This window comes from Pseudomonas sp. Z4-7 (assembly GCF_051131965.1).
Lineage (GTDB): Bacteria > Pseudomonadota > Gammaproteobacteria > Pseudomonadales > Pseudomonadaceae > Aquipseudomonas.
This window is the reverse complement of record NZ_CP071642.1, coordinates 3,506,992-3,531,465: the sequence shown is the minus strand read 5'-3', so window position 1 is coordinate 3,531,465 and position 24,474 is coordinate 3,506,992. Positions and strand designations below refer to the sequence as shown.

Sequence of the window (24,474 nt, the reverse complement as noted above, 5' to 3'; positions counted from 1 at the left end):
CCCTAATTGATCCTATACGGATGGATACGGAGGCGTTCGGAAAATTCCATCGAATTTCCGGACGGTCAAAATCGGGGCGGGCAGGGCTGCCGCGTGAGATGTATCACACGCCGTGAATGAAGGCGCTTATGGTGAGGAACCAAACCCGGTTAACCTTCTCCAAGGTGGGCTTCAACACCGGTGCCAGGGATCGAAGGCGACGCAGGTTTGGCACTGAATAAAGGCAGGACATGAATAAGATCGCCAAGGCACTGCTTGTGGTGCTGCTTGCCAACGGCCTGTCGGGATGCATCGGCTCGCCCATCGAGCTGACCGCGCAAACCGAGCAACGCTTGCGCGTCCAACCGCCGATCCGTTTCCTCCTGACATTCGATGACGGTCCCAGCGCCTCATCCTTCTGGAACCCGAGCCTGGACGTGCTCGACGCCCTTGCAGACAACCCGGTGCAGCCGGGAATCAAGGCGCTGTTTTTTGTCCAGACGCGCGCGCCACGGGCCGGTGGCAGCGACATCGGTCGTTCGGTGCTGCAACGTGAGCAGCGCGAGGGGCATGTCCTGGGTTTTCACACGGCCACCCATTGGCACACCAACCATCGATCTCTCGATCCCGATGAACTGGAGCTTTCGCTTACCCACGGTGCAGCCGACATCGCCGCGGTTACCGGGGCACCCCCGACCCTGGTCCGGCCGCCATTCTGGAGCTATGACCAGCGCACCTTCGCCGCCTATCAACGGCATGGCATGCATGTTTTGCTGACTGACCTGAGCGCCAACGACGGCAAGGTCTGGGGCATTACCCTGAGTCCTCGCCGGCGGATAAACCTGCTACGCCAGCTCTCGGAGGTGCGTGAGCGCATCGCGGCCGGGCAGTTGCCTGCGGTGGATGGAGTGATTCCGGTGGTGGTGACCTTCCATGACCTCAACCGCTATACCGCCCGTCATGCGCGGGAGTATCTGCAGATCCTGATCGACAGCGCCCAGGCCACCGGATTGAAGACCTACGCGAAACCTTTCTATGACGATCGCCAGGCGCTAGAGCGCGCAGCGATGGCCCGGACCCTCAAGGACGCCACCCAGCCGGTGCGCCTGCCCGGTCTGTGGGATTGGTTATGGAAGCGCGATCCTGACTGACGGCATTGACGAGCCAGCATGGCGACGCTCGGTTGGCCCTTATGGGCGCACCGGGAGTAAGGTAGGCGCGGTAACCCCGTTTTCTTGAGGAGGTGACGATCATGAGTACTGCGATGCTGACCAAAGTGCACATCAACGGCTATGACGTGCTCAGCGTGAACAGCGGGCCCTGGAGGGTCTGCACCCAGGCGGACCGGTTGGGTTCCTTTGCCTCGCGCGAAGAAGCGTTGGCCTATGCCGCCGCGTTGCCCGCCAGGAGACGCCGCAGCGCTGCGTCCGCGAACGTCAGGTAGACAGACGTTCCGTTGACTTCGCGGCGGGAATAAACGCTCGCCGCGAAGTCAACCTGTCTCAGGAAATTGCCAGTTCCAACGGGATTTCCAAAGTGAACAGGGCGCCTTGCCCCGGTCCGTCGCTTTCAACCTGCAGGCGACCGTTCATCTCCACCGCCGCCAGGGCACAGCTGTGCAGGCCAAAACCGTGGCCATCCTTGCGGGTGGTGAATCCGTGGTTGAAGATCCTCGCCTGATTTTCAGGCGCGATCCCTTCGCCACGATCCCTGACGCTGACGCAGAGCGTTGTCTGATCGACGATGCGGACCCCCAGGGTCATTTCCCTTGGCGGCTCGACGTTGGACATGGCGGCCTTGGCATTGCTGATCAGATTGATCAGGATCAGCAGCAGGCGATGCTTGTCGCCCATGATCATCGGAATGTCCTGATAATCCTTGATCACGGTGACCTGGTGTCGGCTGAGCGCACCCGAATTCATGCGCAATGCATCTTCGAACAGGTCGGCCACATTCAGCAGCTCGATCAGCCGCGCAGCCCCGGCATAGGTCTGCTGAGTCGTGACGATCTCCTTGATATGGTCGATGCTTTTGGTCAGTTGCGCGAGTTCTTCAATCAGCAACCCCTGTTCGGTGGCGATGGAATCCACCAGTTCATTGAAATACCGGGGCAACAACCTGCCTTTTTCATCCTCGGTGATGAACTGACCCAGGTCCGTGGCATGTTCATTCATCATCCTTACCGCTTTGCCCAGCCCTTGCGTCTTGCTGTTCTTCAACTTGCGCGTCACCAGCTCCGCTGAGATGTTGACGCTGTTGAGGACGTTGCCAACGTTGTGCAACACGTTCGTGGCGATCTCGGCCATGCCTGCCATGCGCGCCGCGTCCACCAGCTCACGCTCGGCCTCCTTCAACTCGCGCGTACGCTCCTGCACGCGTTGCTCCAGCTTGTCGTTGGACGTTTGCAGCTCATGGTTGATCTGGTTGATGAGCGAAGAACTGCGCACCAGCCGTACGGCGAGGTAGATCATCAAGAGCGCCATCAGACTGGCGCAGACGGCCAGGTACATATGGTATTTGCGATCGGTCGCGGCCGTCCTGCGCTGCGTTTCGTTGAGCAGCTCGTTGATGCTGTCCAGTTCCTGGGCGACGGGGATGACGCTGATGCGATCCAGCAGATCGTTGACCACTGGCTGTTCCTGGATAACGGTCTTGACGTGCCGGGTCAGTGAGGTGAAAGCCGGCCGATAGGGCGAGGGCAACTGGTCGATCCGATGTTCGAGTTCGCTTAGCTGTTCTTGCAGTTCGCTGGCTTTGTCCGAGGTGACATAAAGCGCGTATTCCAGTGTGGTCAGCGCCAGGTCGAGAACGCTGGAGGCTGCCGTTAGCCGAGCGATTTCTCCGTCATCCTTCATCTGTTGCAGCAGCGTCTGAATTTCATCCTCTACCGTCGGAAGTGCATCCAGAGAGGCGCGCAGACTGGCATTGTGCTGCTCGAACTGTTCCACCAACAGGGTCTTGTTCCTGACCGCGTCCCTGTAACCGTTGCGTCTCGACGCCCAAAGTGCAGCCAGTGGACCGGAACTGTTCAGTTGCTCCAATTGCTCCCATCGGCTTTGCGCGTCGGCTGGCGGAGCGAGTGACAAGTTGTTGCTGACGCCTATTTTTTTCCTGAGAATCTTCACGTTCCAGTTGGCGTCGGCTTGTTTGAGCTGACGGATGAAGTCGCGTGACTCGAAGAAGGTCGCGGTGTCGCCCGTGTAGGACTTGATTAGGAAGAATATCAGGGCTGAAAACACAACCAGCGCGGTGGCCAACAGGGCGGGCCATTTGTATTTTTTGATAAGGGAGACGGGGTGTTTCTTCGAGCTGCTTTGGCCTGGGTACACGTAGAGCTCCCTGCTAACGTTCAAACGTCGGATGCGTCAGTGAGCAAAGTGTAGCGTCAACGAGGCGGACGGATGTGCTCCGGGCACACTGTGCTGCGAGGAGGCGCGGCCAGAACTGGCCGCGCCGAGGGGCATTACTTGTTGAGATCGATGAAGGGCAGCGCGGTGTTGGGCAGCATGGTGGTGGGCAGCTCGCCGTTCCAACGCTCGGCCTTGGTCAGCTCAACCAGATTCTGGTTGCTGGCCAGCGCCTGGGCGCGCGCCTTGATCGCCTCGGCTTCAGCCTTGCCGCGCAGCTCGGTGGCCAGCGCGTCGGCCTTGGCCTGGGCAACTTGCGAATCGGCTTCCGCCTGGGCCTGGGTCACCCGAATCTGAGCCTGGACCTGCTCGGTGGCGAGCTGCTGCTCACGCGTCTTGACCTGCACTTCAGCGGCCATGCGCGCTTCGATGGCTTTTTCGTAGGCGTCGCTGAAATCGATGTTTTCAACCTGGACGCTGTCGATGATCACCGGCCCGGTGATCGTTGCCTTGATCGCCGCCGAAATATCATTGACCAGTTGCACGCGGTTCTGCACGGCGGCGACGGCGTTGAACTTGCCGAACACGTTTTCCACCTGAGTCGGCACCTGGCGGCTGATCATCCGGTCGCGAATGCCTTCCAGGTCCTTGAACTGGGTATAGACCTTCGCCACATCGGAAGGCGCGATATGCCAGGACACGGACACCTTGAGCTCGGCCGATTGCTGGTCCTTGCTGTACGCCTGCAGGTCGTCATAGGACGTCACCTGGCTCTGTGTGCTGATCAGGCGGACCGACTCGATGAAAGGCGTCTTGAACGACAGGCCCGGCTCAACCACCCCAACCAGCGCGCCGTTGCGCAAAAGCACGCCACGCTCGGTTTCATCAACCGTGTACCAGCTGCCAAAGAACACGCATAACAGGACCACGCCGATAATTGCCGCGACGATCGAACCGATGGTTTTGCTGGTCACTTTACTTTCCTTGAGTGGGGTAGGGGATGGCATGCACTGTTTCCTTTGTGAAGACCGTCACTGTTTTTTCAAACGCCAGACACGAAAAAGCCCTGAATGATCAGGGCTTTGACGTTAGAAGATGGCGGAGGCGATGGGATTCGAACTCATGGACCTGTTACAGTCGACGGTTTTCAAGACCGTTGCCTTAAACCACTCGGCCACACCTCCGTACTGCGTTGCGGGCGCCATAATACCCGAATGAAACACACTGTCAAACTCTCTACGTAGCTTGTTACAGAGCGTCTGTTATTATCCTTGCCACTGAATGTTTCAAACCCGGAGGAGTGTCGCCATGCGCGAACAGGATTACGCAGTGAACAACAGCGTGCAGGCTGAGCAGCTAGAGGTTAGCCGCGTCCTGCGCAACACTTATGGCTTGCTGGCTCTCACGCTTGCTTTCAGCGGTGTGATGGCCTTCGTCGCACAACAGATGCGTGTCGGTTACCCGAACATCTTTGTCGTGCTGATCGGTTTCTACGGCCTTTTCTTTCTCACCAACAAGCTCCGCGATTCGGCCTGGGGCCTGGTTTCGGCCTTCGCCCTGACCGGTTTCATGGGCTTTTTGCTCGGCCCGATCCTCAACCGCTACCTGGGCATGCAGGGCGGCGCCGAAGTGGTCAGCTCGGCTTTCGCCATGACGGCGTTGGTGTTCGGTGGTCTGTCGGCCTACGTGCTGATCTCGCGCAAGGACATGAGCTTCCTGAGCGGTTTCATCACCGCCGGTTTCTTCGTGTTGCTGGGTGCGGTAGTGGCCAGCTTCTTCTTCCAGATCAGCGGCCTGCAACTGGCGATCAGCGCCGGCTTCGTGCTGTTCTCGTCGGTCTGCATCCTCTACCAGACCAGCGCCATCATCCATGGCGGCGAGCGCAACTACATCATGGCAACCATCAGCCTGTATGTATCGATCTACAACCTGTTCGTCAGCCTGCTGCAACTGTTCGGGTTGATGAGTCGCGACGACTGATAGGGCGGTGACGGCTGTCATGGCCTGAGCTGTTCAATTAAAAAAACGGCGCTTTCCCGAAAGGGAAGGCGCCGTTTTTTTTGTATTCGGATACCGGCCCCTGTGGGAGCGAGCCTGCTCGCGAAGAGGCCAGCACATCCAACATCTTCATCGACTGTGATATTGCTTTCGCGAGCAGGCTCGCTTTCACAGAAATGCGGTCACTTCAAAAGCCCTCACTCCATCGGCGGCAAGCGCCGCTTGACCGGTGTCTTCTTGACGATCGCCGTATTGGTTTCGGCAAGCACATTCAACTTGTCCAACAGCACATCCAACTGCTCCATCGAGCGCACGTGCAGTCGCGCAATGAAACAGTCTTCCCCCGTCACCTTGTCGCATTCGGTGAATTCGCCGATGGCCTGGATCTGCCGCTCCACTTCCTGCAACTGCCCCGGTAACGGACGGATGCGCACGATGGCCTGAAGTTGATAACCGAAGCACTTTGGATCGACCTCGACGGTGTAGCCCTTGAGCACGCCACGTTCCTCCAGCCGGCGCAGGCGTTCGGCAACGCTGGGGGAGGAAAGGCCGCTCAGGCTCGCCAAGGCCTTCAGGGAACGTCGTGAGTCTTCCATCAAGGCGCTGATGAGGATCTGGTCGATGTCGTCAGTCATTTTCGCTCCGTTAGGCAAATGCTCGAAGTTGCCTTGATAAAAAAGGTCGAAAGCCAGTCTAGCCTTTTTCAAACCATGGAGAAGCACCCAGGCGGGTCGGCATACTGTGTCCATTCACTGAAGGAGCCTGAAGATGGACAAGACCCTACGCCGCGGTTCGCTCGAAATGACCGCCGCCATGCTGATTTCCGGAACCATCGGCTGGTTCGTGCTGGTGTCCGGCCTGCCGGTGCTGGATGTGGTGTTCTGGCGCTGCGTGTTTGGCGCCGGCACGTTGTTGCTGATCTGCGCCGGTTTCGGTTTCCTGCGCCGGGATATCCTGACCCGCACGACTTTCCTGCTGGCGGTGCTCAGTGGTGTTGCGATCGTCGGTAACTGGGTGTTGTTGTTCGCTTCATACTCCCGCGCTTCGATCGCCATCGGCACCGCCGTATACAACGTCCAGCCCTTCATGCTGGTGGGGCTGGCCGCGCTGTTCCTGGGAGAGAAGATCACTGCGCAGAAGCTGTTCTGGCTGGCGGTGTCGTTTCTCGGGATGTTGGCCATTGTCAGCGCCCACGGCGAGCAGGGGCAGGGAGGTGAGGATTACCTGGTGGGCATCGCCCTGGCGCTGGGGGCGGCATTCCTGTACGCCGTGGCGGCGTTGATCATCAAGCGCCTGACCGGCACGCCGCCGCACTTGATCGCGTTGATCCAGGTCGCCACCGGTATCCTCTTGTTGGCGCCGTGGGCGAATTTTTCGGCCTTGCCGCAGCAACCCGAGGCCTGGGCCAGCCTGCTGACCCTCGGCATGATTCACACCGGCGTGATGTACGTACTGCTGTACAGCGCGATCCAACGGTTGCCGACTGCCGTGACGGGCGCTCTATCCTTTATTTACCCGATCGCGGCGATCTTCGTTGACTGGTTTGCCTTCGGCCATCGCCTCGAGCCGCTGCAATGGCTGGGTGTGGCGGCGATCCTGCTGGCGGCTGCCGGCATGCAGCAGGGCTGGGGCATCAAGTCGCGCCGCCCAGCCCTGAGTTGAGGGTCGGTGCTGATCAGAAGATGTAATCGGTGGTCAGGAAGTTCGAATCCCGCTCACGAATGATGTCGCTGATCAGCGCCTTGTTGTTGTCCTGGAACTTGGTCGCGACCAGGGTGCGGATCGAAAAGGTCCGCAGTGCGTCGTGAACCGACAATGTGCCCTCCGCGGAGTTTTTCCGGCCATTGAACGGGAAGGTGTCCGGGCCACGCTGGCATTGGGCGTTGATATTGATGCGTCCGACCTGGTTGGCGAAGGTGTCCACCAGCCTGCCGACTTCGGCCGGGTGGGTGCCGAAAATGCTCAGTTGCTGGCCAAAGTCGGACTCGAGGACGTAATCGATCACGGTATTGACGTCGCGGTACGGCACGATGGGCACCACCGGGCCGAACTGTTCTTCGTGATAGACCCGCATGGCGGTGTTCACCGGATAGAGTACCGCCGGGTAGAAAAACGAAGCCCGGGACTCGCCGCCGTGCTGGTTCATGACGCCGGCACCCTTGGCAACGGCATCGGCCACCAGCGAATGCAGGTAATCGACCTTGCCCGCTTCGGGCAATGGCGTCAGTGCTACGCCGTCTTCCCATGGCATACCGGGTTTCAGCGCAGCAAGCTTTGCGTTGAATTTCTCGATGAACGCCGGAGCGATGTCTTCGTGGACGAAGAGGATCTTCAACGCGGTGCAGCGCTGGCCGTTGAAGGACAGCGAACCGGTCAGCGCCTCGCTGACGGCATTGTCCAGGTCGACGTCGGGCAGGACCAGGCCAGGATTCTTCGCGTCCAGCCCCAGCGCGGCGCGCAGGCGATGCGGGCGCGGATGGAGTTTCTTCAGGTCGCTGGCGGCCTTGTTGGTGCCGATGAAGGCGAATATGTCGATCTTGCCGCTGGCCATCAGGGCGCTGACGGTTTCCCGGCCGCTGCCGTAGATCACGTTGATCACGCCGGCGGGGAAGCTGTCGCGAAAGGCTTCCAGCAGTGGCCGTACCAGCAGTACGCCAAGCTTGGCCGGCTTGAACACCACCGTGTTGCCCATGATCAGCGCGGGAATCAGCGTGGTGAAGGTTTCGTTCAGCGGATAGTTGTAAGGGCCCATGCACAGGGCCACGCCCAATGGCACGCGACGGATCTGTCCGAGGGTGTCCTGTTCCAGCTCGAAGCGGCTGGATCGACGGTCCAGTTCCTTGAGGGCATTGATGGTGTCGACGATGTAGTCGCAGGTGCGGTCGAATTCCTTCTGGGAATCCTTGAGGTTTTTGCCGATCTCCCACATCAGCAGCTTGACCACCGCCTCACGCTGCTCGCGCATCCGCGCCAGGAAAGTCTCGACATGACGGATGCGTTCAGCGACGCGCATGGTCGGCCATTGGCCCTGCCCGCGATCATAGGCCCGGACGGCAGCGTCAAGGGCCGTGAGGGCGGTCTCGGCATCCAGCAATGGCGTGCTGCCGAGAATGACCTGTTCATCGCCATCGGCGCCGGCCAGGTACACCGGGCTGCGCACCGTGGCGAGCGGACCCTGCCAGGTCTTCAGGACGCCATCGACCAGGTATTCACGCTGCTCCACCTGGCCTTCGAGGCGGTAGGCTGGCGGGATGTCGGCGGCACCGGGGAACAGATTGGCGAGGAAGGTGGCTGTGGTCATGTCGTTACTCCATCAATGAAATGAGCCATGGGCTGCGGCAGGCATGAATCGCTTTTAGCGTTATACGCCTTAATGGAGGTGTTTTTTAAGTGTGCCGGGACGCGAGGCCATGCCATTCACTCCGCCGAGCGCAATGCCCGCGTGGCGAAGATGCCGGTTTCTCGCCACGAGGGAGCGGGTGTGAACGGCGAGCACTTACCAGCGCATCCGCACGCCGAGGCTGGCAATGACGCCATTGAGGTCGTTGTCGTCGACGTCGCTGCTGTAGTCAGCGCTGACATAGAGGCTCACCACCGGCGTCACCCGGGCCACCAGCCCCAGGCCCACCTCAACGGTAGAAGACTTACGGCTGCTGCTGATTTTTTCGACCTTGTCCAGGCTCAGGGTGTCGGCGCTCTGGACCGTGTGCCACAGGTTCGTGCGCACGTAAGGCTCCACGCCCAGGCCGTTGACCTGGTACGTACCTTTGAGTTGGGCGCCGACGCGGCCGCTCCAGCTGTTGAGTTTGTTGTTGCCATTGCCGGCATTCGGTGTGTCGAGTGTGATGCGCTGGTTGATCAATTGGGCCTGGGGTTCGACGATCCAGTTATCGCTGATGCCGATGGGAAATCCGCCCTCGACCGACAGCGTGACGGCGTTGCCCTCGGTGGCCTGGCGCTGGCCTTGTTCGGTCAGGCTGTAACCATTGACGCGTCCGCCGCTCGCGCTCAAATCCAGGTGCCAGCCTGCCGGACCGGTCAGGCTCCAGTAGGCGCCGAGGCTGGGGCCCTGCAGGTTCAGCGCATCCTTGCCGGGATCGCTCATGGCCGGTGTCACCAGCAGTCCGCCATGGTTGGCAGTGATTTGGTGTCGAGCGCTGATCAAACCCATCCGTTGGGTGTGACCGCTGTCGCTTCGCAGGGTAAGCAGGGCGGGGCTCCTGCCCGTTACGGCGTCGTTGTCCGTCTGGCCATCGGCTGGCATTCGGTCATACCAAAGGGAAGCCGGCCGCTCGGCAGGCTCGGCCTGGAGCTCCATGGAGGAGCACAGCAATAACGAAGTGGAGACGGTGCAGAGGGTAGTTTGAAGAGCTTGGGGGCGCTGGGACGTTTTCATGGGGGCCTGCCTTGCAATCGCATGTATCTCTCGCTCAGGGCGTCTCTCCTACCCCGAATGAGGGGCGACCGAATGGGTTGGGGCAAGCCTCTGGCAGCCCGTCGTAACGGGGTTCCAGAGGCCTGCCCCTGACTGTGTTTCCGGGGGTAGTACGTTGTAGTCAAGAGGACTGATGCGGGTGCGTCAAGAAAATGGCCGACCAGTGGCACGCTGAAATCAGTGGCCAGTAAATAACTGATTACAGTTGGTTATTTTTGACTCTTATCAGGCGTCAATTAGTCGCCATCCTCGATCACCAACTGATTCGCACGCCGACATTTCCGGCCACGCTGCGTTGCTGGTTGCTGTCGAGGTTATTGCCGTAGTCCACTCCGGCGTAGGCGCTGACCATAGGCGCAAGGCTGACGATGACGCCCGCGCCCAGGTCGGCGGTTGAGCTGCGTTGTTGGGTCTCGATCCGTTGGGCGTCGTCGAATGTCACCGTGTCGGTGCCGGAAAACGTGTGCCAGACATTGGCCCTCAGGTACGGCTCTACCGGCGTGTCGCTGATCAGGTAGCGACCCTTGAGACGGGCACCGAGCCGGCCGGTCCAGGCGCTGTCGGAATCGAATTCGACTCTGGAAATCCCATCATCCTGGGTGTCCAGGGAGATCTTCTGATGGATGATCTGTGCTTGTGGCTCGACGACCCAGCCACTGCCCACGGCAAATGGGTAGCCGGCTTCCGCCGAAAGGGTCAGCGCATGCCCGCGATTATCCAGCTTGAGGCCGCGTTCGGAGCGGTTGTCCCCATTCAACCGGGTGCCCATGACCACCGTGTCGATGTAACCACCGGAGGGAGCGGTCAGCGTCCAGTACAAGCCATAACTGTCGCCGTCGAGTTCAACCTTGCCGGCGCGCCGCCCTTCGAACCCCAGGTTGTAGCCGTCGACGTTGCCATTCAATTCGCTATGGCCAACGAAAAAGCCGATGCGCTGGGTCTGGCCGTCGAAGACCGGCGCGCTGTAAAGGTCGTTGCCGACCTGGAAACCCTTGATGGAGCCGTCGAACCTCGGTGTCACCGTGCCGGCCCAGGTCTGATCGAGGTCCTTGCCATAGACTCGACCCCAACCGGCCCCGAAGGCGCCGGTTTCCGTCAGCAGGCGTTGGTCGCCCTGGCGATCATGGAACGTGCCCAGGGCCATCAGGGTCAGTTGGGCGGCGACGGGAGGCAACGCCGACCAGACGGGTACTTCCGGACGGTACAGCGCAATGGGCGCTGCGCCCGGCACGGCGACGGGCAAGGGCGGCAGCGTGGGGCTGGCCACGGCGATCGGACCGGCGACCACGGTCGAACGCAGATACCAACTGTTTTCATTACCGGTCACGCCGCCCTTGAACAAACGGTAATCGAACGCGCCGGCCGACACCGATCGCGCCAATGAAAAAGCCCCGCTGTCGCTGACGGCGCCGCCCTGAGCCTGGACCAGCTCGATACCGTCGCGGGCAGTCAAGGCACCGGCACCGCCGATGTTCGTGACGGTGATGGCCGTGCTGCCGCCAAGCGTGCCGGCATTGACGATCAGCTTGTCGCTCGGCGAGTCGTCTGCATCAAGCAGCGTCTGCAGGCGCAACTGGCCGTCATTGCCGACGTAGTTGCCTTGTACGGTAAGGGTGTCGCTGGTGCGGGTGTTGCCTGCACCGAGGTCGATGGTTCCGGCATTTTCAAGCGTCGCCATCTGGCCGGCGGTGAACGGGCGAATGCTGCCCTGGCTGGCCGTCAACAGGCTGCTTGCGTCGATGTTCAGCGTGCCGGTGCCGGTGATACCGTCGCCCAAGACCAGCGTGTCGCCCAAGTCCAGGCGCGAGCCTTGGGTGACGCTGACCGATTCCCAGTTGAGGTAACGGGCGCCATCGCCGGTCGTGCTGGCCACAAAAGCCAGTGTGTCCTGGCCCAACCCCCCATCCAGGCTGGGTGTGGTGGCGAGCAGGGTTTTATCCAGGTTGCTCAACAGCGCCGTGTCGTTGCCTTCGCCCATGAGGATGGCGGAGCGGATGAGGCCGCCGCTCCACTGCAACTGGTCATTACCGAAACTGGCTCGAACCTCGCCGACGATCTCGCCCCCGCTCACGGCAATCCGGTCGTCACCGCCACTGACACTGACGTTTGCGCCGATGCGTCCCGCGCTAACGATAATGGTGTCCCGCCCAAAGCCGGTCACCAGATTGCCAAGAATCTGCCCACCTGACATGTCGAAAATATTATCGTCGAGTTTCATGTCGACCCGGCCGATGGTGCCGCCGGTCATTGTCGCCTGGTCTCCGTCTTCGAACGCGCCGACGATGGTGCCGCCGGTCATCAGGAACGTATCGAGCCCATCGCCCTGGGCCAGTGACTGGATGCTGCCGCCGCGCATGACAAAATCATCGGTGCCCGAGCCTTGTTGCACGTCGCCTGCCACGATGCCGTCGGGATTGATCTCGACGTAATCGGCTCCGGCGCCGAAGGTGATGTCTCCCTGGATCACACCGCTGCCATTGGCCGGCATCGTCAGGCGGTTATCTCCCGACAGGTCGCTCAATCCGGGGCTGGTGCCGCTGTCGCAGACATAGCTGTCATTGCCTGCCGTCGGCGTCAGGGTGCATGCCGCCATGACGGGCGATGCGTCCAGCAACAGCGGTGTAGTCAGCCACAAGGCATTGAACAGCCGGTTGACGCCATGATTGCGCAAGCTCATCTGCTTTCCCTCAGCATCGGCATCCGTGGCATGCCGCAATCCAGCCTCGGTTGCTCTACAGAAGGCTCACGGGCCTCGCAACGCTTGCTGTATGTGGGGCACGCTAACAACGGGTGATGAGGGGCGCTACTGTCAGATCTTACAGGTCAGCGTCGGTGACCGCGGCTACAGGTGCACCTCCACCGACAGCGGCAAATGGTCGCTCAGGTGTGTCCAAGGTCGGTTGCCGAGAATCTGCGGAGCATGGCTGGTAGCGTTGCGCAGATAGATCCGGTCCAGGCGCAGCAGGGGAAAACGCGCCGGATAGGTCCTGGCCGGGCGGCCATGGTGGTGTTCGAAGGCTTCGTGCAGGTAGCGGCGGCGGGCGAGGGTGGTGTTGCCGCGCAGCTGCCAGTCATTGAAATCCCCCGCAATGATGACGGGCGCGTTTTCGGGCAGCGAATCGAGTAGCTTGCAGAGCAATTGAAGCTGCAGTTGGCGATGGCTTTCGAGCAGGCTCAGGTGAACGCAGATCCCATGGACTTCCGCGTGCCCTGGCACGTCCAGTACACAGTGCAGCAATCCGCGCCGCTCCGGGCCGGTGATGGACACGTCCAGATTGCGGAACTGGCGGATCGGATATTTCGAGAGCAGGGCATTGCCATGGTGGCCGTCGGGGTAGACCGCATTCCGGCCATAGGCGAAATCGCTCCACATGCTGTCGGCGAGGAACTCGTACTGCGAGGTCTGGGGCCAATTGTCATAGCGTGACGCGTGGCGGTCGTGTTCACCCAGCACTTCCTGGAGAAATACCAGGTCGGCCCCCGTGCTGCGTACCGCTTCGCGCAGTTCGGGCAGGATGAAGCGGCGGTTGAGGGCGGTAAACCCCTTATGCGTATTGACCGTCAGGACCCGCAGCCGATGAACCGCCGCAGATGCACCCACCGCCGCGGGTTGCTCGGCCTGCCAGTTGGAATCGCCAGTCACGTTCACTCCTGAATCAGACGTATGTGTTCATGCGACTGACGACGGCTGCGGCAGTTCCGGATTTGTTGAATGTCGAGTCCGGGCCATCCGGAGCACCCAGGCACAACACAAAATCCTGTAGGAGCGAGCCTGCGCGCGATGGCGGTGTTTCAGGCGATGAAGATGCTGAATGGACTGGCCTCTTCGCGAGCAGGCTCGCACCCACAGTGGAGCTGCGCCATCAGGAGCATCGCTTTAGACCTTGATCTTGATCTTGATCTTGATCTTGATCTTGATCTTGATCTTGATCTTGATCTTGATCTTGATCTTGATCTTGATCTTGATCTTGATCTGATCTTGATCTGGAACGCCCCGTTAACCACGCTGGCCGAACGCAGGCATTGCGCAGTGGGCAACCCGGCATGGATGCCGGGTTAGCCGCGCTGGGCCATGGATGGCCCTTCGCGGCGGGCCCACGGAGCAATGCCGGAGTGAGGGCACACCGAGCCTTGGCGAGGTGCCGAGTGGTGGGGCAGAGCGTTTTTGGTTACTTTTGGCGCTCTTTCCAAAAGTGACCCGCCGTAAGGGCGGAACCCTAAGTGGCCATTACCGCAGCAAAGGATATGTACCCAACAATCCCCGCAGCCGTCAGCCCGTCATCGCGAGCAAGCTCGCTCCCACAAGGTTGTGGTGCCCGGGATAAACAGGCCCTAGCCACAGGACGGGGAACTGATCAGATGAAAACGATTTCGTACGGCATGCCCATGCGGTCGAGAATCACCCGCGGTACCAGCGGCGCGATACCGTTGGCGGGTTCACCGTTGAGCTGGCTGGAGTAGGCATGCATGGCGTGGCGCTTGCGAGCGGTGGTCCAGACATCCAGACGCAGTTTGCGAGCCCGATGCCAGGGGATCCTCTTCTGTTCGCGGACGGGCCAATGCCACGCCCATACCGGCAGTTCGTTGAACACCGCGCCGATCGCTTCGGCTGCCTGGGCCCCGGCGCGTCCGACAGTGTCGTGATCGCTGTCGCCGTCCTGGCGCCAGGTGCTGAATATCACATCACCGGGACGAAGATGATGACCGATGAACGCGGCCAGTGGCTCCTCGTGCTCGGCCAGGCTCTTTTCTGGAAAGCCGCCGCGCACCCATTGCAGGCCGTTGGGAGGCACACCCAGGCGATGCAGGGCGTCGACGCTTTCCTGAGGGTGGGGGCGGAACGTGCGCAGCCGCTCATCGTTCCATAATGGCGAACCCGGATGGCCGAGGCTGCCGTCGGTGACGGAGATCAGTAGCATGGGATGGTCCAGGTTGCTCAACAACTGGAGCAGTCCGCCGCAGGCACCGACCTCGTCGCCCGGGTGCGGGGCAAGGATGACCGCGCGGGAGCCGGCGGGTATGAGTGTCTGGGTGCTGATGATGGGAATGTCGGCCAGTTGCGGCGCGCTGTTCCATATCTGGGGATGCTGCCGGCCTTGCAAGCGGGAGGCGGGTTTCATATGAGGCTACGTCCTTGTGCTGTTCAATCGTTCAGTCATGCACCGGACCGACTGCCCGGCGTCGCCCCGCAGGGCTGACTGTGATTCGCGGCGCTCCGAGTCCTGGAACCGCCGTACGGGAAGTATTGACTATGCTGGCGGTTTCGTCGCGTCAGATTGCGTATCTGAACCGCTTTTTTTTGTTCGAACTGCGTCGTGTGAGCGACCAGAAAAACCGCGTCCCTGCGGTTTTGTCGATTTGCCGTCTTATTCCTCTTCGTCGCGTTGCAGCTCGAACAACAGCAACGAGCGGCCGGTCACGGAGTATTCGGCATCAAAATCGAAGCGCTCCTGGCCGCGCACCGTCGGCTGGTTGGTGTCCACCATGCATGTCCAGAAACTGCCTTCCGGCACCTCCGGCAAGCGGAAATTGACGATGTCATGGTGTGCGTTGACCACCAGCAACAAGGTAGCGTCGCCCCCTTTGCGGCGGATACCGGTTTCCTGGGCGCGCCCGTCCATCAGCATGCCCAGGCAGCGGTTCTGGCCGTCCTGCCAGTGTTCAACGGTCATCTCGTTGCCATCCGGGGCCAACCAGGTGACATCCTTGACGCCGATGTCCTCGTTGTAATTGCCCACCAGGAAGCGTCCGCGCCGCAGGATCGGGTAAGTCAGACGCAGCTTGATCAGGCGCTTGACGAACTTGAGCAGCGCCGCGCCATCCTCGCTCAGGTCCCAGTTGACCCAGCCGATCTCGCTGTCCTGGCAGTAGGCATTGTTGTTGCCATGCTGGGTGCGGGCGAACTCGTCGCCCGCGACAATCATTGGCGTGCCTTGGGCGAGCAACAGCGTTGCGAAGAAGTTACGCATCTGCCGGTGGCGCAGCGCGTTGATCTCGGGATCATCCGTCGGACCTTCGACGCCATGGTTCCAGGACAGGTTGTTGTTGCTGCCGTCCTGGTTGTTTTCGTCGTTGGCTTCGTTGTGCTTGTCGTTGTACGACACCAGGTCGTGCAAGGTAAAACCGTCGTGGGCGGTGACGAAGTTCACCGAGGCATAAGGGCGTCGACCGCGCTGGTTGAACATTTCGCCCGAAGCGGTCATGCGGCTGGCGAAGTCGGCGAGTTGGCCGTCGTCGCCTTTCCAGAAGGCGCGCACGGTATCGCGGAATTTGTCGTTCCATTCGACCCACCCCGGCGGGAACCCTCCGACCTGGTAACCTCCAGGCCCGCAATCCCAAGGCTCGGCGATCAGTTTCACCTGGCGCAGCACCGGATCCTGGCGACAGGCGACGAGGAAGCTGTGGCGTTCATCGAAACCGTCATGGTAGCGACCCAGGATCGTCGCCAGGTCGAAGCGGAAGCCATCGACGTGCATTTCGGTGGCCCAGTAGCGCAGGGAGTCAGTGACCATCTGCAGCACACACGGGTGGCTCAGATCGAGGGTGTTGCCGGTGCCCGAGTCGTTGATGTAATAGCGCTTGTCGTCGGGCATGAGCCGGTAGTACGAGGCATTGTCGATCCCGCGCATGGACAGGGTCGGGCCCTGTTCGTTGCCCTCGGCGGTGTGGTTGTAGACCACGTCGAGGATCACTTCAAGATTGGCCTCGTGCATGTGCGCGACCATTTCCTTGAACTCGGCGATCTTGCCGCTGGCCAGGTAACGCGGGTCCGGGGCGAAAAAGGCGATGCTGTTGTAGCCCCAGTAATTGGTCATGCCTTTGTGCAGCAGGTGCTGGTCATTGACGAACGCATGAACGGGCATCAGTTCGACCGAAGAAACCCCCAGCTTGCGGATATGTTCGAGTACATCGTCGACCATCAGGCCGCCGAAGGTGCCACGCAGGTTCTCAGGCACTGCGGGATGGCGCATGGTGATGCCGCGCACATGGGTCTCGTAGAGGATGGTCTTGTCCCACGGCACGCTGACGCGATGGTCGTTGCCCCAGGTGTGGGCCGGGTCGATGACCTTGCACTTGGGCACGAAAGGGGCGCTGTCGCGTTCATCGAAACTGAGGTCGCCGTCGGGGTGACCAATGGTGTAGCCGAACAAGGCCTCGGACCATTTCAGTTCTCCCACCAGCTGTTTCGCGTAGGGATCGATCAGCAGTTTGTTGGGGTTGAAGCGGTGGCCATTCTCCGGATCGTAAGGACCATAGACACGGTAGCCATAGATCAGCCCCGGATGGGCATCGGGCAGATAGCCGTGGTAGATCTCGTCGGTGTACTCCGGCAACTCGATGCGTTCGAGTTCGACTTCGCCGGTGTCATCAAAAATACACAGTTCGACCTTGGTGGCGTTGGCTGAGAACAACGCGAAATTGACCCCCAGGCCATCCCAGGTCGCGCCAAGCGGAAACGGCAGCCCTTCACGAATCCGCGAAGCCTCGATAACCGGCGGCGGCGTGGTTTTTTTTGGACGGGTCATAGTTGCTCCTGCAAAAGACAGATTCGGTGATGCGACGCACGCAGGACTGCGTGCCTTGCGCTTGTGGCGAGACGATAAAGCGCCATGCCACAGGCAGGCCCCTTCGTTGGAAGGAGCACAGGCTTGAGAACGATGAGTTCGCTGGATCAGACCGCCGGTGGTTTGCGCACCGCTCGTGGCTTCTTCGCGGCAGCCTTGTCGGCGGGCGGGACCACCGCGGCGGTCGCCGCGGAGGGTTTGGCCGCAGGCTTGGCCTTGGGCGTGGTGTTCTTCGCAGCGGTCTTGGTCGCAGCGCTCTTGGCGGGTGCCGGCTTGGTGCCGTCAGTCTTGCTGGCGGCGGTCTTGCTCGCTGCTTTTGGCGGCTTGCTAGGCGCCAGTGCCTCGGCTTCAGCCAGTTTGCGCGCCATTTCCCAGTGACGTTTTTCCTGCCCGGCGGGCTTACCCTCCGACTCCCAGATCTGATAGGCAAATTCACGAATGCGTTTATCGTCGGTACTCATCGCAGTGCTCCTGACTAAACTCAAGATTCAATAAAGACATTGACCGGGAAATCCCCCAGCGCGGCGCTGACCATCAGCTCCCTTTGGGGTGTGACTGCTGCGCTTGCAAAAAGTCCCTTCAGTTTTCCATCCTCGGCGGCGAACGGTAACGACACCCGGGTATCGCCCCAGTCCGATGCAGCCACGTGGGGCAAGGCACCGTTTTCCAGCAGGCGGGCGGCGTGCACCGGGACCACCACAATCGCCCGCTGCTGCTGGTATTCGCGCATGAATGCCAGCACCCGCCCGGCGTGTTCGCCAAGCACCGGCAGCGGTTGATAGCTGCCTTGGCGAAACAGCTGCGGGTATTCGGCGCGCAAGGCCAGCGTCCGCGCTATCAGTGCCTGCTTGACCCGACCGTCGCGCCAGTCGCGTACCAGCGTCGCCGGTGAGCTGTCGCCCTGTATCGCCTCACGGCGAGCATTAAAATCCACCGGGCGACGGTTGTCCGGATCCACCAGGCTGAAATCCCAGAACTCGTTGCCCTGGTACAGGTCCGGGACGCCGGGTACGGTCATGCGCAGCAAGGTTTGCGCCAGACTGTTGAGAGCGCCCGCCGGAGCGATGGCCTGGACCGCCTCGGCGATGGCGCTGCGCAACGGCAGGCCCTCGTCGCACAGCAGCAACCGCTCAAGGAACATCTGGGTGGCTTGCTCATAGGCATCGTTGACCGCCGCCCAGCTGCTTTGCAGCTTGGCTTCGCGCAGGGCCTTGCGTTGCCATTGCCACAGGCGTTCGCTGTATTCGGCCAAGGCTTTGGGGTCCTGCAGGTCGAGGTCCAGCGGCCAGCTGCCGAGCAGGGCCTGGTAGAGGATCAGTTCATCACCGGCCGATGGGGCCGCCGGGTCGCTGTGCAGGGACGGCGAGAGGATGCGCCATTGCTCCACGCACGCGGTGTACCAATCCGGGCGTTCGCTGATCACTGCCAGCCGGGCTCGGGTGTCTTCGCCGCGCTTGTGGTCGTGGGTCGCGGTGGTGACGAGGTTGTCGGGAAAGTGTTCGAGCCGTTCCCGGCACGCTTCATGGAATTCCTCGGCCGGGGCACTGAAGCGCTCGGTGTTGTAGCCCACGTCATTGCGTGAAAGCAGTACCGCCGAGCGATACAGTGCGGTGTCCTCGACAGCCTTGGCCGCTGCCGGCGAGGTCAGTTGCTGGAAGCGTACGCAGGCATGGCGCAGGCGTTTGCGCTCACTGCCGCGAGGCCGCCTGCGCCACGGCATGCCACCGAGCCAGTCGGCCAGGCAGTCGAGCACCGGCCAATCGGCTTCGCTCAGGGTCTGCCGGGCGCCTTCCAGCGCTTTCTGGAAAAACACTTCATCCTCGGCGGAGCGCCCCAAAGGATTGATGTACGTGCGATACACCGGGAAATGCACGATCAACTCCTGCAACGCCCGACGAATCGCCCCCAGAGTCAAATCGCGGGTCATCACATCGTCCCGCGCGACTTGCAGCAGGGCCTGTGCCACGCTTTCGAAATCCCCGGCGAGGGAGCCGTTGAGAATCTGCTGGCGGGCCAGGCGGGCCTCTTCGATGAAGTGCGCCGGGCGCTCGCTGTGCCGGCTCCAGAACTCGGCGAGGGGCTCGGCGCCGGCCGGGTCGTGTTGCAACAGCGAAATCTGGTTCATGAACTCGTAACCGGTGCTGCCATCGATGGTCCAGTCGCGGCGCAGGGTTTCGCCGTCGCCGAGGATTTTCTCGACGAAAATCGGCAGGTGCCGCGAGGGCGAAAGCGAGTCCACGCGACGGCGCAGCTTGCGGCAGTAACCGCGAGGGTCGGCCAGGCCGTCGATGTGGTCGATCCGCAGGCCGTCCACCAGCCCCGCGGCGATCAGCTCGAAGATCTTGGCGTGGGTCGCCTCGAACACCGCCGGACGCTCGACCCGCAGGCCGCCCAGTTCGTTGACATCAAAGAAGCGCCGCCAGTTGATATCGTCCGCCGCCGTGCGCCAGCTGGCGAGCCGGTAGCTCTGGCGCTCGAGCAGTTGGTGCAGGCGCTCGAACCCCGCGGGCTCGGTGGAATCGTAGCCGCGCAGGTTGTCTTCGATGGCGCTGAGGATGTTCGTTTGTTTGGCAAGGTCGCGCAGCTCTTGCTGGAGCGGGCGGGCGAGGGAGTGGGCGTCGGTCTGGTAGTTCAGCGTGGTGAAGCGCTCGGCCAGCGCCTTGAGCGCGTCGACCTGCTCGGGCTCCAGAGCGTCCGCAGGCTTGAGCAGCTCACCGTATTGCATCGGGCAGATAGGGAAACGGTGCTCGTAATGCTCGACATGGAAGCTGCCTTGCGCGGAATCAAAACGCAGTTTCAACGTGCCTTCCTGCAGCGCCACGCCATAGTCGCTGCCCAGGAATGGCAACAGCAGCTGGCCTTCCATCAGCGGGTCGGGGGAATGCCACTGGATATCGAAGAATTCGCCATAAGGGCTCAAGCGTCCCCACTCCAGCAGGTCCAGCCACCAGGGGTTGTCGTTGCCGCCAACGGCCATGTGGTTGGACACGATGTCGAGAATCAGGCCCATCCGGTGCTCACGCAAAGTGGCGACCAGGCGCTTTAGCGCAGCCTCTCCGCCGAGCTCCGGGTTGACCTGGGTCGGGTCGACCACGTCGTAGCCGTGCATGGACCCGGCCCGTGCCTTGAGCAGGGGAGACGCATAGATGTGGCTGATGCCCAGCGCTGCGAAATAGGGCACTTGCGCTACCGCATCGTCGAGGGTGAAGCCTTTATGAAATTGCAGGCGCAAGGTGGCCTGCAGCGGTTGGATCAGTGTCTGGTTCATCGGTCACGCTCGTTCGCCTGAAGTCTCGCACAGGCGAGTATTTCCAGACGCCGTGCGGCGTCCGGGTCATCCAGCAGCGCGCGGCTTTCCAAAGCCAGGCGCCGCCGCCAGTTGGGGTGGGTGTCGGTGGTGCCGGGCAGGTTGGCCTGTTCGTCGATACCCAGGGCATCTTCCAGGGGCAGCAGCACCAGCGGCGCGCGGGTATGGCCGAGGAAGCGCACGCTGGCGTCCAGCACCTGGTCGGTTTCGCGGTGTTCTTCGCGAAAATTCTGCGGGTCCTGGTTCAATGCATTGCGTAACCCGTCACGCTCGCGTTGGCGGTGCCGGCGCCAGTCCATCTCGGTGTGGGAGTCGATCAGGTCCAGCCGGGCGTTCCAGTCGATGTCGTGACCGTGCCACCAACCGTTCAGGGTCGGCAGGTCATGGGTACTGGTGGTGGCCAGGGCGTCATCCGGCCAATCGAGGATCGGCTTGAAGTGGGTATTGTCCTGTTCGAACAACAGCACACGCATGCCGAGGATGGCGCGGGCCGCGAGTTTTTCCCGCAGGCCTTCGGGCACGGTGCCAAGGTCCTCGCCGAGCACGATGGCCCGGTGGCGATGGGATTCCAGGGCCAGCAGCCGCAGCAGATCATCGATCGGGTAATAGAGGTAGGCGCCATCGGTGGGCGGGGCGTCGTTGGGGATCACCCACAATCGTTGCAGACCCATGATGTGGTCGATGCGCAAGCCGCCGGCGTGGGCGAAATTGGCCCGCAACATTTCTATGAACGCGCGGAAACCGTTGCGTACCAGCCCCTCTGGCGAGAACGCCGAGATACCCCAGCCCTGGCCGGAGCGGTTGAGGATGTCCGGCGGTGCGCCGACGGTGAGCGAGGCGAGCAATTCATCCTGGCGGCTCCAGGCCTGACTGCCGGCACCATCAGCGCCCACGGCGAGATCGGCGATCAGGCCGATGCCCATTCCACTGGACTTCGCCGCGCTCTGGGCACGCTCCAGGCAGCGGGCAATCAACCATTGGCAGAAGGCGTAGAAGCCGATTTCATCTGCGTTCTCTTCGGCGAAACGGGCCAGCGCGGCGCTGCGCGGATCGCGCCATTCTTGCGGCCACTGGCGCCAGTCGAGGCTTTCGCCCCGAGCGGCGCGATCGGCCTGGAGGGCTTCGAAGCGGCAATGGTTTTCCAGGGCCTCGCCGCTGCTGTGGCGGAAACTGCTGAAATCCTCATGCAGCGGATGTTCGCCCTGGCTGAAGCCCTCGTACAGCGCGCGAAGAACCCGCTGCTTGGCTTCGGCAGCCACCGGCCAGTCGATCAGCGGCTGCTCTTCGAGGCTGCGCAACTGGTTGGTCAAGCCGGTGGCGTCGATGGCCGTGCGCAACGCACGCTCGCCAAGGATGGTGCCGGGCGCGGCGTACAGGCTGTTGAGAAAAAGCCGGCTGGAGGGCGAATATGGGCTGTAGCGCCCGGTATCGCTGCTGAACATCGCATGCATCGGACTGATGGCCAGGGCGTCGGCACCACGTTCGCCGGCCACCCGGGCCAGTTCTTCCAGGGCCTGGGTGTCGCCGAAGCCGCCATCGCCGGGGCGGCGCAGGGAATAGAGTTGCGCGCTCAGGCCCCAGACCCTGGGGATCGGGTCGTCCACCGCATCCGCCACGCTGTAGCAACGGGCGGGCGCCACCGCCAGGGTGAAATGCTGGCCCTGGATGCTGACCTGCTGATAGCCCACCGGGACGATCCCCGGGAGCGTCGCGTCGGCGTCAAGTTTCAGATTCAGCGTCGCGCCATCTTCAAGCTGGATCTCGCACGGGGTCGCGGGTTCGAAATAGCGGCTCAGGTCGACATTCACGCCTGCGTCTGCGGTAAGCAGCGGCGGCAGGCGGTGGTTCTGTTGGTCTTCCTGCAACTGCAACAGGCTGGCGTCGATTTCCTGGGCAGTGCCGGCGGGATGCCCCAGGCCGGTGAGGACCGAGCGCAACACCGCGGGTGTAACTTTCTGGGCCCGGCCATTGGCATCGATCCAGTCCACCGCCAGGCCCGCTCGGCCAGCGAGGATTTCCAGTTGCGCATCGCTCATAGGCGCTCTCCAGTGATATTGGGCAAGGTTGTCGCTTGCGTCAGACTGACCAGCGCGCTGTGGGGCGTGAGGACCCCTTGTTGCAACAGACCCATGGCCTGCGATGGATGTTCGAAAAGAATCTGCGCATCTTGCGGTGCGCTGTGTCCGACCGGTTTGTCGCTGAGGTTCAGGTCGATGCGCAACACGCTGCCGTCGCCCATCTGCCAGCGCGCGCTGACGGCGCCATGGCCCAGCACATCCGCGCCCAGGGCATGGGCGGCGGGCAGGCGCGGGACGATTTCCTCACGGCGGATCTTCAATAACTGGCGATACAGGGTTTCGCAGGCCAGTTGTTCCGGTTGATGGGCTTCCAGGTTGGGCCGTGAAGCGTCGAACGTGCCGGCCGCGTTCGGGTCGGGAATCCGCTCGCGTTTCTCGGGGTCGGCAAAGGCTGCAAAGGCCTTGAACTCGTTGCGTCGACCTTCGCGCACCAACTCCGCCAGTTCGCCATGGTGGCTGGTGAAAAACAGGAACGGTTGTTCGGCGACCACTTCATCGCCCATGAACATCAGCGGGATCATCGGTGACAGCAGTAACAAGGCGGTCGCGGCTTGCAGCGCCTGTGGCGGGGCCAGCTGGTGCAGGCGCTCGCCCAAGGCCCGGTTGCCGATCTGGTCGTGGTTTTGCAGGAACAAGACGAAAGCGCTGGGCGGCAGGTGGCCGCTGGGCTCGCCGCGGGATTCACCGTGGCGGTTGGTATGGCCCTGGAAAACAAACCCCTGGCTCAGGCAGCGCGCCAGCTTTTCCGTGGTCTGCTCGGCATAGTCGGCGTAATAGGCATCGGTCTCGCCGGTCAGCAGCACGTGCAAGGCGTTGTGCCCGTCATCGTTCCACTGGGCATCGTAGCCGTGCTCCAGCAGGCTGGCCTGGTTGTGTTCGTTCTCGACGGTCAACCAGACGTAGCGCGTCGGGTCGACCTGTTGGCGCACCGTGGTGGCGAGCTCCTGGAGGAAGTCCGGGTCTTCGATCGCATGCACGGCGTCCAGGCGCAGGCCGTCGAAACGGTATTCGAGCAACCACATCAGGGCGTTTTCGATGAAGAAATCGCGGACCTCGCGGCGCCGGAAGTCGATCGCTGCGCCCCAGGGTGTGTGCTTGTCTTCGCGAAAGAAACCCTTGGCGTAGCGGTGCAGGTAGTTGCCATCGGGGCCGAAGTGGTTGTAGACCACATCGATAATGACCGCCAAGCCATGACCATGGGCGCTGTCGATCAGATGCTTGAGCTGGTCCGGCGTGCCATAGGAGGCCTGGGGAGCGTAGGGCAATACACCGTCGTAGCCCCAGTTGCGATCGCCGGGAAACTGCGCCAGGGGCATCAGTTCGATGGCGGTCACGCCAAGCCCGGCCAGGCGTGCCAGTTGCTGCTCGACGCCTTCGAAGCCACCGAGGGCGCCAACGTGCAGTTCGTAAATGACCGCGTCGTACCAGGGGCGACCGGACCAGCTGGTGTGTCGCCATTGGTAGGCGTGAGGGTCGACCACCACGCTGTGGCGATCGATATCACCGTCCTGGGCGCGGGAGGCTGGATCGGGCACCTCCAGCTCGCCATCGATGTTGAAGCGGTAACGAGTGCCAGCGGGGCAACGGGCCTGGATCATGAACCAGCCGTTGGCCTGAGGCAGCATCGGTATGGATTCTCCAGTGTCGAGTTCGACACTGACGTAAAAGGCATCCGGGGCCCATAGCGCGAAGCGGGTGTGCTCGGAATCGAGCAAGACCGCGCCGTGGGTCCAGGTTTCAGGCGTCCTTGACGGCATCGGTTACC

At 61.9% G+C, this 24,474-nt stretch carries 18 protein-coding genes and 1 tRNA gene; 5 read left to right on the top strand and 14 right to left on the bottom strand.

The genetic code is table 11. The features are described from left to right. The first annotated feature begins 230 nt into the window (after positions 1–230). Both J3P91_RS15815 and J3P91_RS15810 read left to right on the top strand, forming a co-directional pair. Positions 231–1,130, top strand: coding sequence for a polysaccharide deacetylase family protein (locus J3P91_RS15815; RefSeq protein WP_434573770.1), 900 nt, complete (start codon positions 231–233; stop codon positions 1,128–1,130). Positions 1,131–1,231: 101 nt separating this feature from the next. Continuing rightward, positions 1,232–1,423: a DUF2188 domain-containing protein gene (locus J3P91_RS15810; protein ID WP_434600998.1), complete on the top strand. Its 192-nt coding sequence runs from the start codon at positions 1,232–1,234 to the stop codon at positions 1,421–1,423. 58 nt (positions 1,424–1,481) lie between these two features. On the opposite strand, the gene J3P91_RS15805 is transcribed toward J3P91_RS15810, so the two are convergent. The 3 genes from J3P91_RS15805 to J3P91_RS15795 all read right to left on the bottom strand — a co-directional run bounded on the left by J3P91_RS15805 (position 1,482) and on the right by J3P91_RS15795 (position 4,510). Beyond that, a complete protein-coding gene (locus J3P91_RS15805; protein WP_434600997.1) occupies positions 1,482–3,308 on the bottom strand; it encodes a DAHL domain-containing protein in 1,827 nt (608 codons plus the stop codon). 134 nt (positions 3,309–3,442) lie between these two features. Then, positions 3,443–4,300 (bottom strand): SPFH domain-containing protein, encoded by an 858-nt coding sequence (locus J3P91_RS15800; RefSeq protein ID WP_305501228.1) that lies wholly within the window; start codon positions 4,298–4,300, stop codon positions 3,443–3,445. A 122-nt stretch (positions 4,301–4,422) separates the two neighbouring features. Next, positions 4,423–4,510, bottom strand: a tRNA-Ser gene (locus J3P91_RS15795). 124 nt (positions 4,511–4,634) lie between these two features. Here J3P91_RS15795 and J3P91_RS15790 point away from each other — a divergent pair. Next, entirely contained in the window at positions 4,635–5,306 is a 672-nt protein-coding gene (locus tag J3P91_RS15790) for a Bax inhibitor-1/YccA family protein (RefSeq protein ID WP_434600996.1), read from the top strand. A 215-nt stretch (positions 5,307–5,521) separates the two neighbouring features. Here the strand turns inward: J3P91_RS15790 and J3P91_RS15785 are convergent, their stop codons facing one another. Continuing rightward, positions 5,522–5,959: an Lrp/AsnC family transcriptional regulator gene (locus tag J3P91_RS15785; RefSeq protein ID WP_434600994.1), complete on the bottom strand. Its 438-nt coding sequence runs from the start codon at positions 5,957–5,959 to the stop codon at positions 5,522–5,524. A gap of 133 nt (positions 5,960–6,092) precedes the next feature. On the opposite strand from J3P91_RS15785, the gene J3P91_RS15780 reads away from it, so the two are divergent. Further along, positions 6,093–6,986 carry a DMT family transporter gene (locus J3P91_RS15780; protein WP_434573777.1) on the top strand — a complete coding sequence of 298 codons (894 nt, stop codon included), beginning with the start codon at positions 6,093–6,095 and terminating at the stop codon, positions 6,984–6,986. 13 nt (positions 6,987–6,999) lie between these two features. Here J3P91_RS15780 and J3P91_RS15775 read toward each other — a convergent pair whose 3' ends face one another. The 4 genes from J3P91_RS15775 to J3P91_RS15760 all read right to left on the bottom strand — a co-directional run bounded on the left by J3P91_RS15775 (position 7,000) and on the right by J3P91_RS15760 (position 13,402). Then, positions 7,000–8,625 (bottom strand): NADP-dependent glyceraldehyde-3-phosphate dehydrogenase, encoded by a 1,626-nt coding sequence (locus J3P91_RS15775; RefSeq protein WP_434573779.1) that lies wholly within the window; start codon positions 8,623–8,625, stop codon positions 7,000–7,002. A 195-nt stretch (positions 8,626–8,820) separates the two neighbouring features. Then, a complete protein-coding gene (locus J3P91_RS15770) occupies positions 8,821–9,720 on the bottom strand; it encodes an autotransporter domain-containing protein (RefSeq protein ID WP_434600993.1) in 900 nt (299 codons plus the stop codon). 292 nt (positions 9,721–10,012) lie between these two features. Continuing rightward, positions 10,013–12,436, bottom strand: coding sequence for an autotransporter outer membrane beta-barrel domain-containing protein (locus J3P91_RS15765; RefSeq protein ID WP_434600992.1), 2,424 nt, complete (start codon positions 12,434–12,436; stop codon positions 10,013–10,015). Positions 12,437–12,601: 165 nt separating this feature from the next. Beyond that, the gene (locus tag J3P91_RS15760; protein WP_434600991.1) at positions 12,602–13,402 is read right to left on the bottom strand and encodes an endonuclease/exonuclease/phosphatase family protein; all 801 of its coding nucleotides are present in this window, start codon (positions 13,400–13,402) and stop codon (positions 12,602–12,604) included. Between the two features lie 69 nt (positions 13,403–13,471). Between J3P91_RS15760 and J3P91_RS15755 the strand changes: the two genes are divergently transcribed. Next, the gene (locus J3P91_RS15755; RefSeq protein WP_434600990.1) at positions 13,472–13,819 is read left to right on the top strand and encodes a hypothetical protein; all 348 of its coding nucleotides are present in this window, start codon (positions 13,472–13,474) and stop codon (positions 13,817–13,819) included. A 295-nt stretch (positions 13,820–14,114) separates the two neighbouring features. On the opposite strand, the gene J3P91_RS15750 is transcribed toward J3P91_RS15755, so the two are convergent. The 6 genes from J3P91_RS15750 to treZ all read right to left on the bottom strand — a co-directional run bounded on the left by J3P91_RS15750 (position 14,115) and on the right by treZ (position 24,466). Then, a complete protein-coding gene (locus J3P91_RS15750) occupies positions 14,115–14,879 on the bottom strand; it encodes a PIG-L deacetylase family protein (protein ID WP_434573788.1) in 765 nt (254 codons plus the stop codon). 246 nt (positions 14,880–15,125) lie between these two features. After that, positions 15,126–17,285, bottom strand: a complete 2,160-nt coding sequence (gene glgX, locus J3P91_RS15745) for a glycogen debranching protein GlgX (RefSeq protein ID WP_434600989.1) — start codon at positions 17,283–17,285, stop codon at positions 15,126–15,128. A 146-nt stretch (positions 17,286–17,431) separates the two neighbouring features. Then, the gene (locus J3P91_RS15740) at positions 17,432–17,785 is read right to left on the bottom strand and encodes a DUF2934 domain-containing protein (protein WP_305500620.1); all 354 of its coding nucleotides are present in this window, start codon (positions 17,783–17,785) and stop codon (positions 17,432–17,434) included. A gap of 20 nt (positions 17,786–17,805) precedes the next feature. Beyond that, on the bottom strand, positions 17,806–20,592 hold the full coding sequence (locus J3P91_RS15735) for a malto-oligosyltrehalose synthase (protein ID WP_434600988.1): 2,787 nt from the start codon (positions 20,590–20,592) through the stop codon (positions 17,806–17,808). After that, on the bottom strand, positions 20,589–22,667 hold the full coding sequence (gene malQ / locus J3P91_RS15730) for a 4-alpha-glucanotransferase (RefSeq protein ID WP_434600987.1): 2,079 nt from the start codon (positions 22,665–22,667) through the stop codon (positions 20,589–20,591). Before malQ ends, J3P91_RS15735 begins: the two co-directional genes overlap by 4 nt. Then, positions 22,664–24,466, bottom strand: coding sequence for a malto-oligosyltrehalose trehalohydrolase (gene treZ / locus J3P91_RS15725; protein WP_434600986.1), 1,803 nt, complete (start codon positions 24,464–24,466; stop codon positions 22,664–22,666). Before treZ ends, malQ begins: the two co-directional genes overlap by 4 nt. Positions 24,467–24,474: the final 8 nt, after the last annotated feature.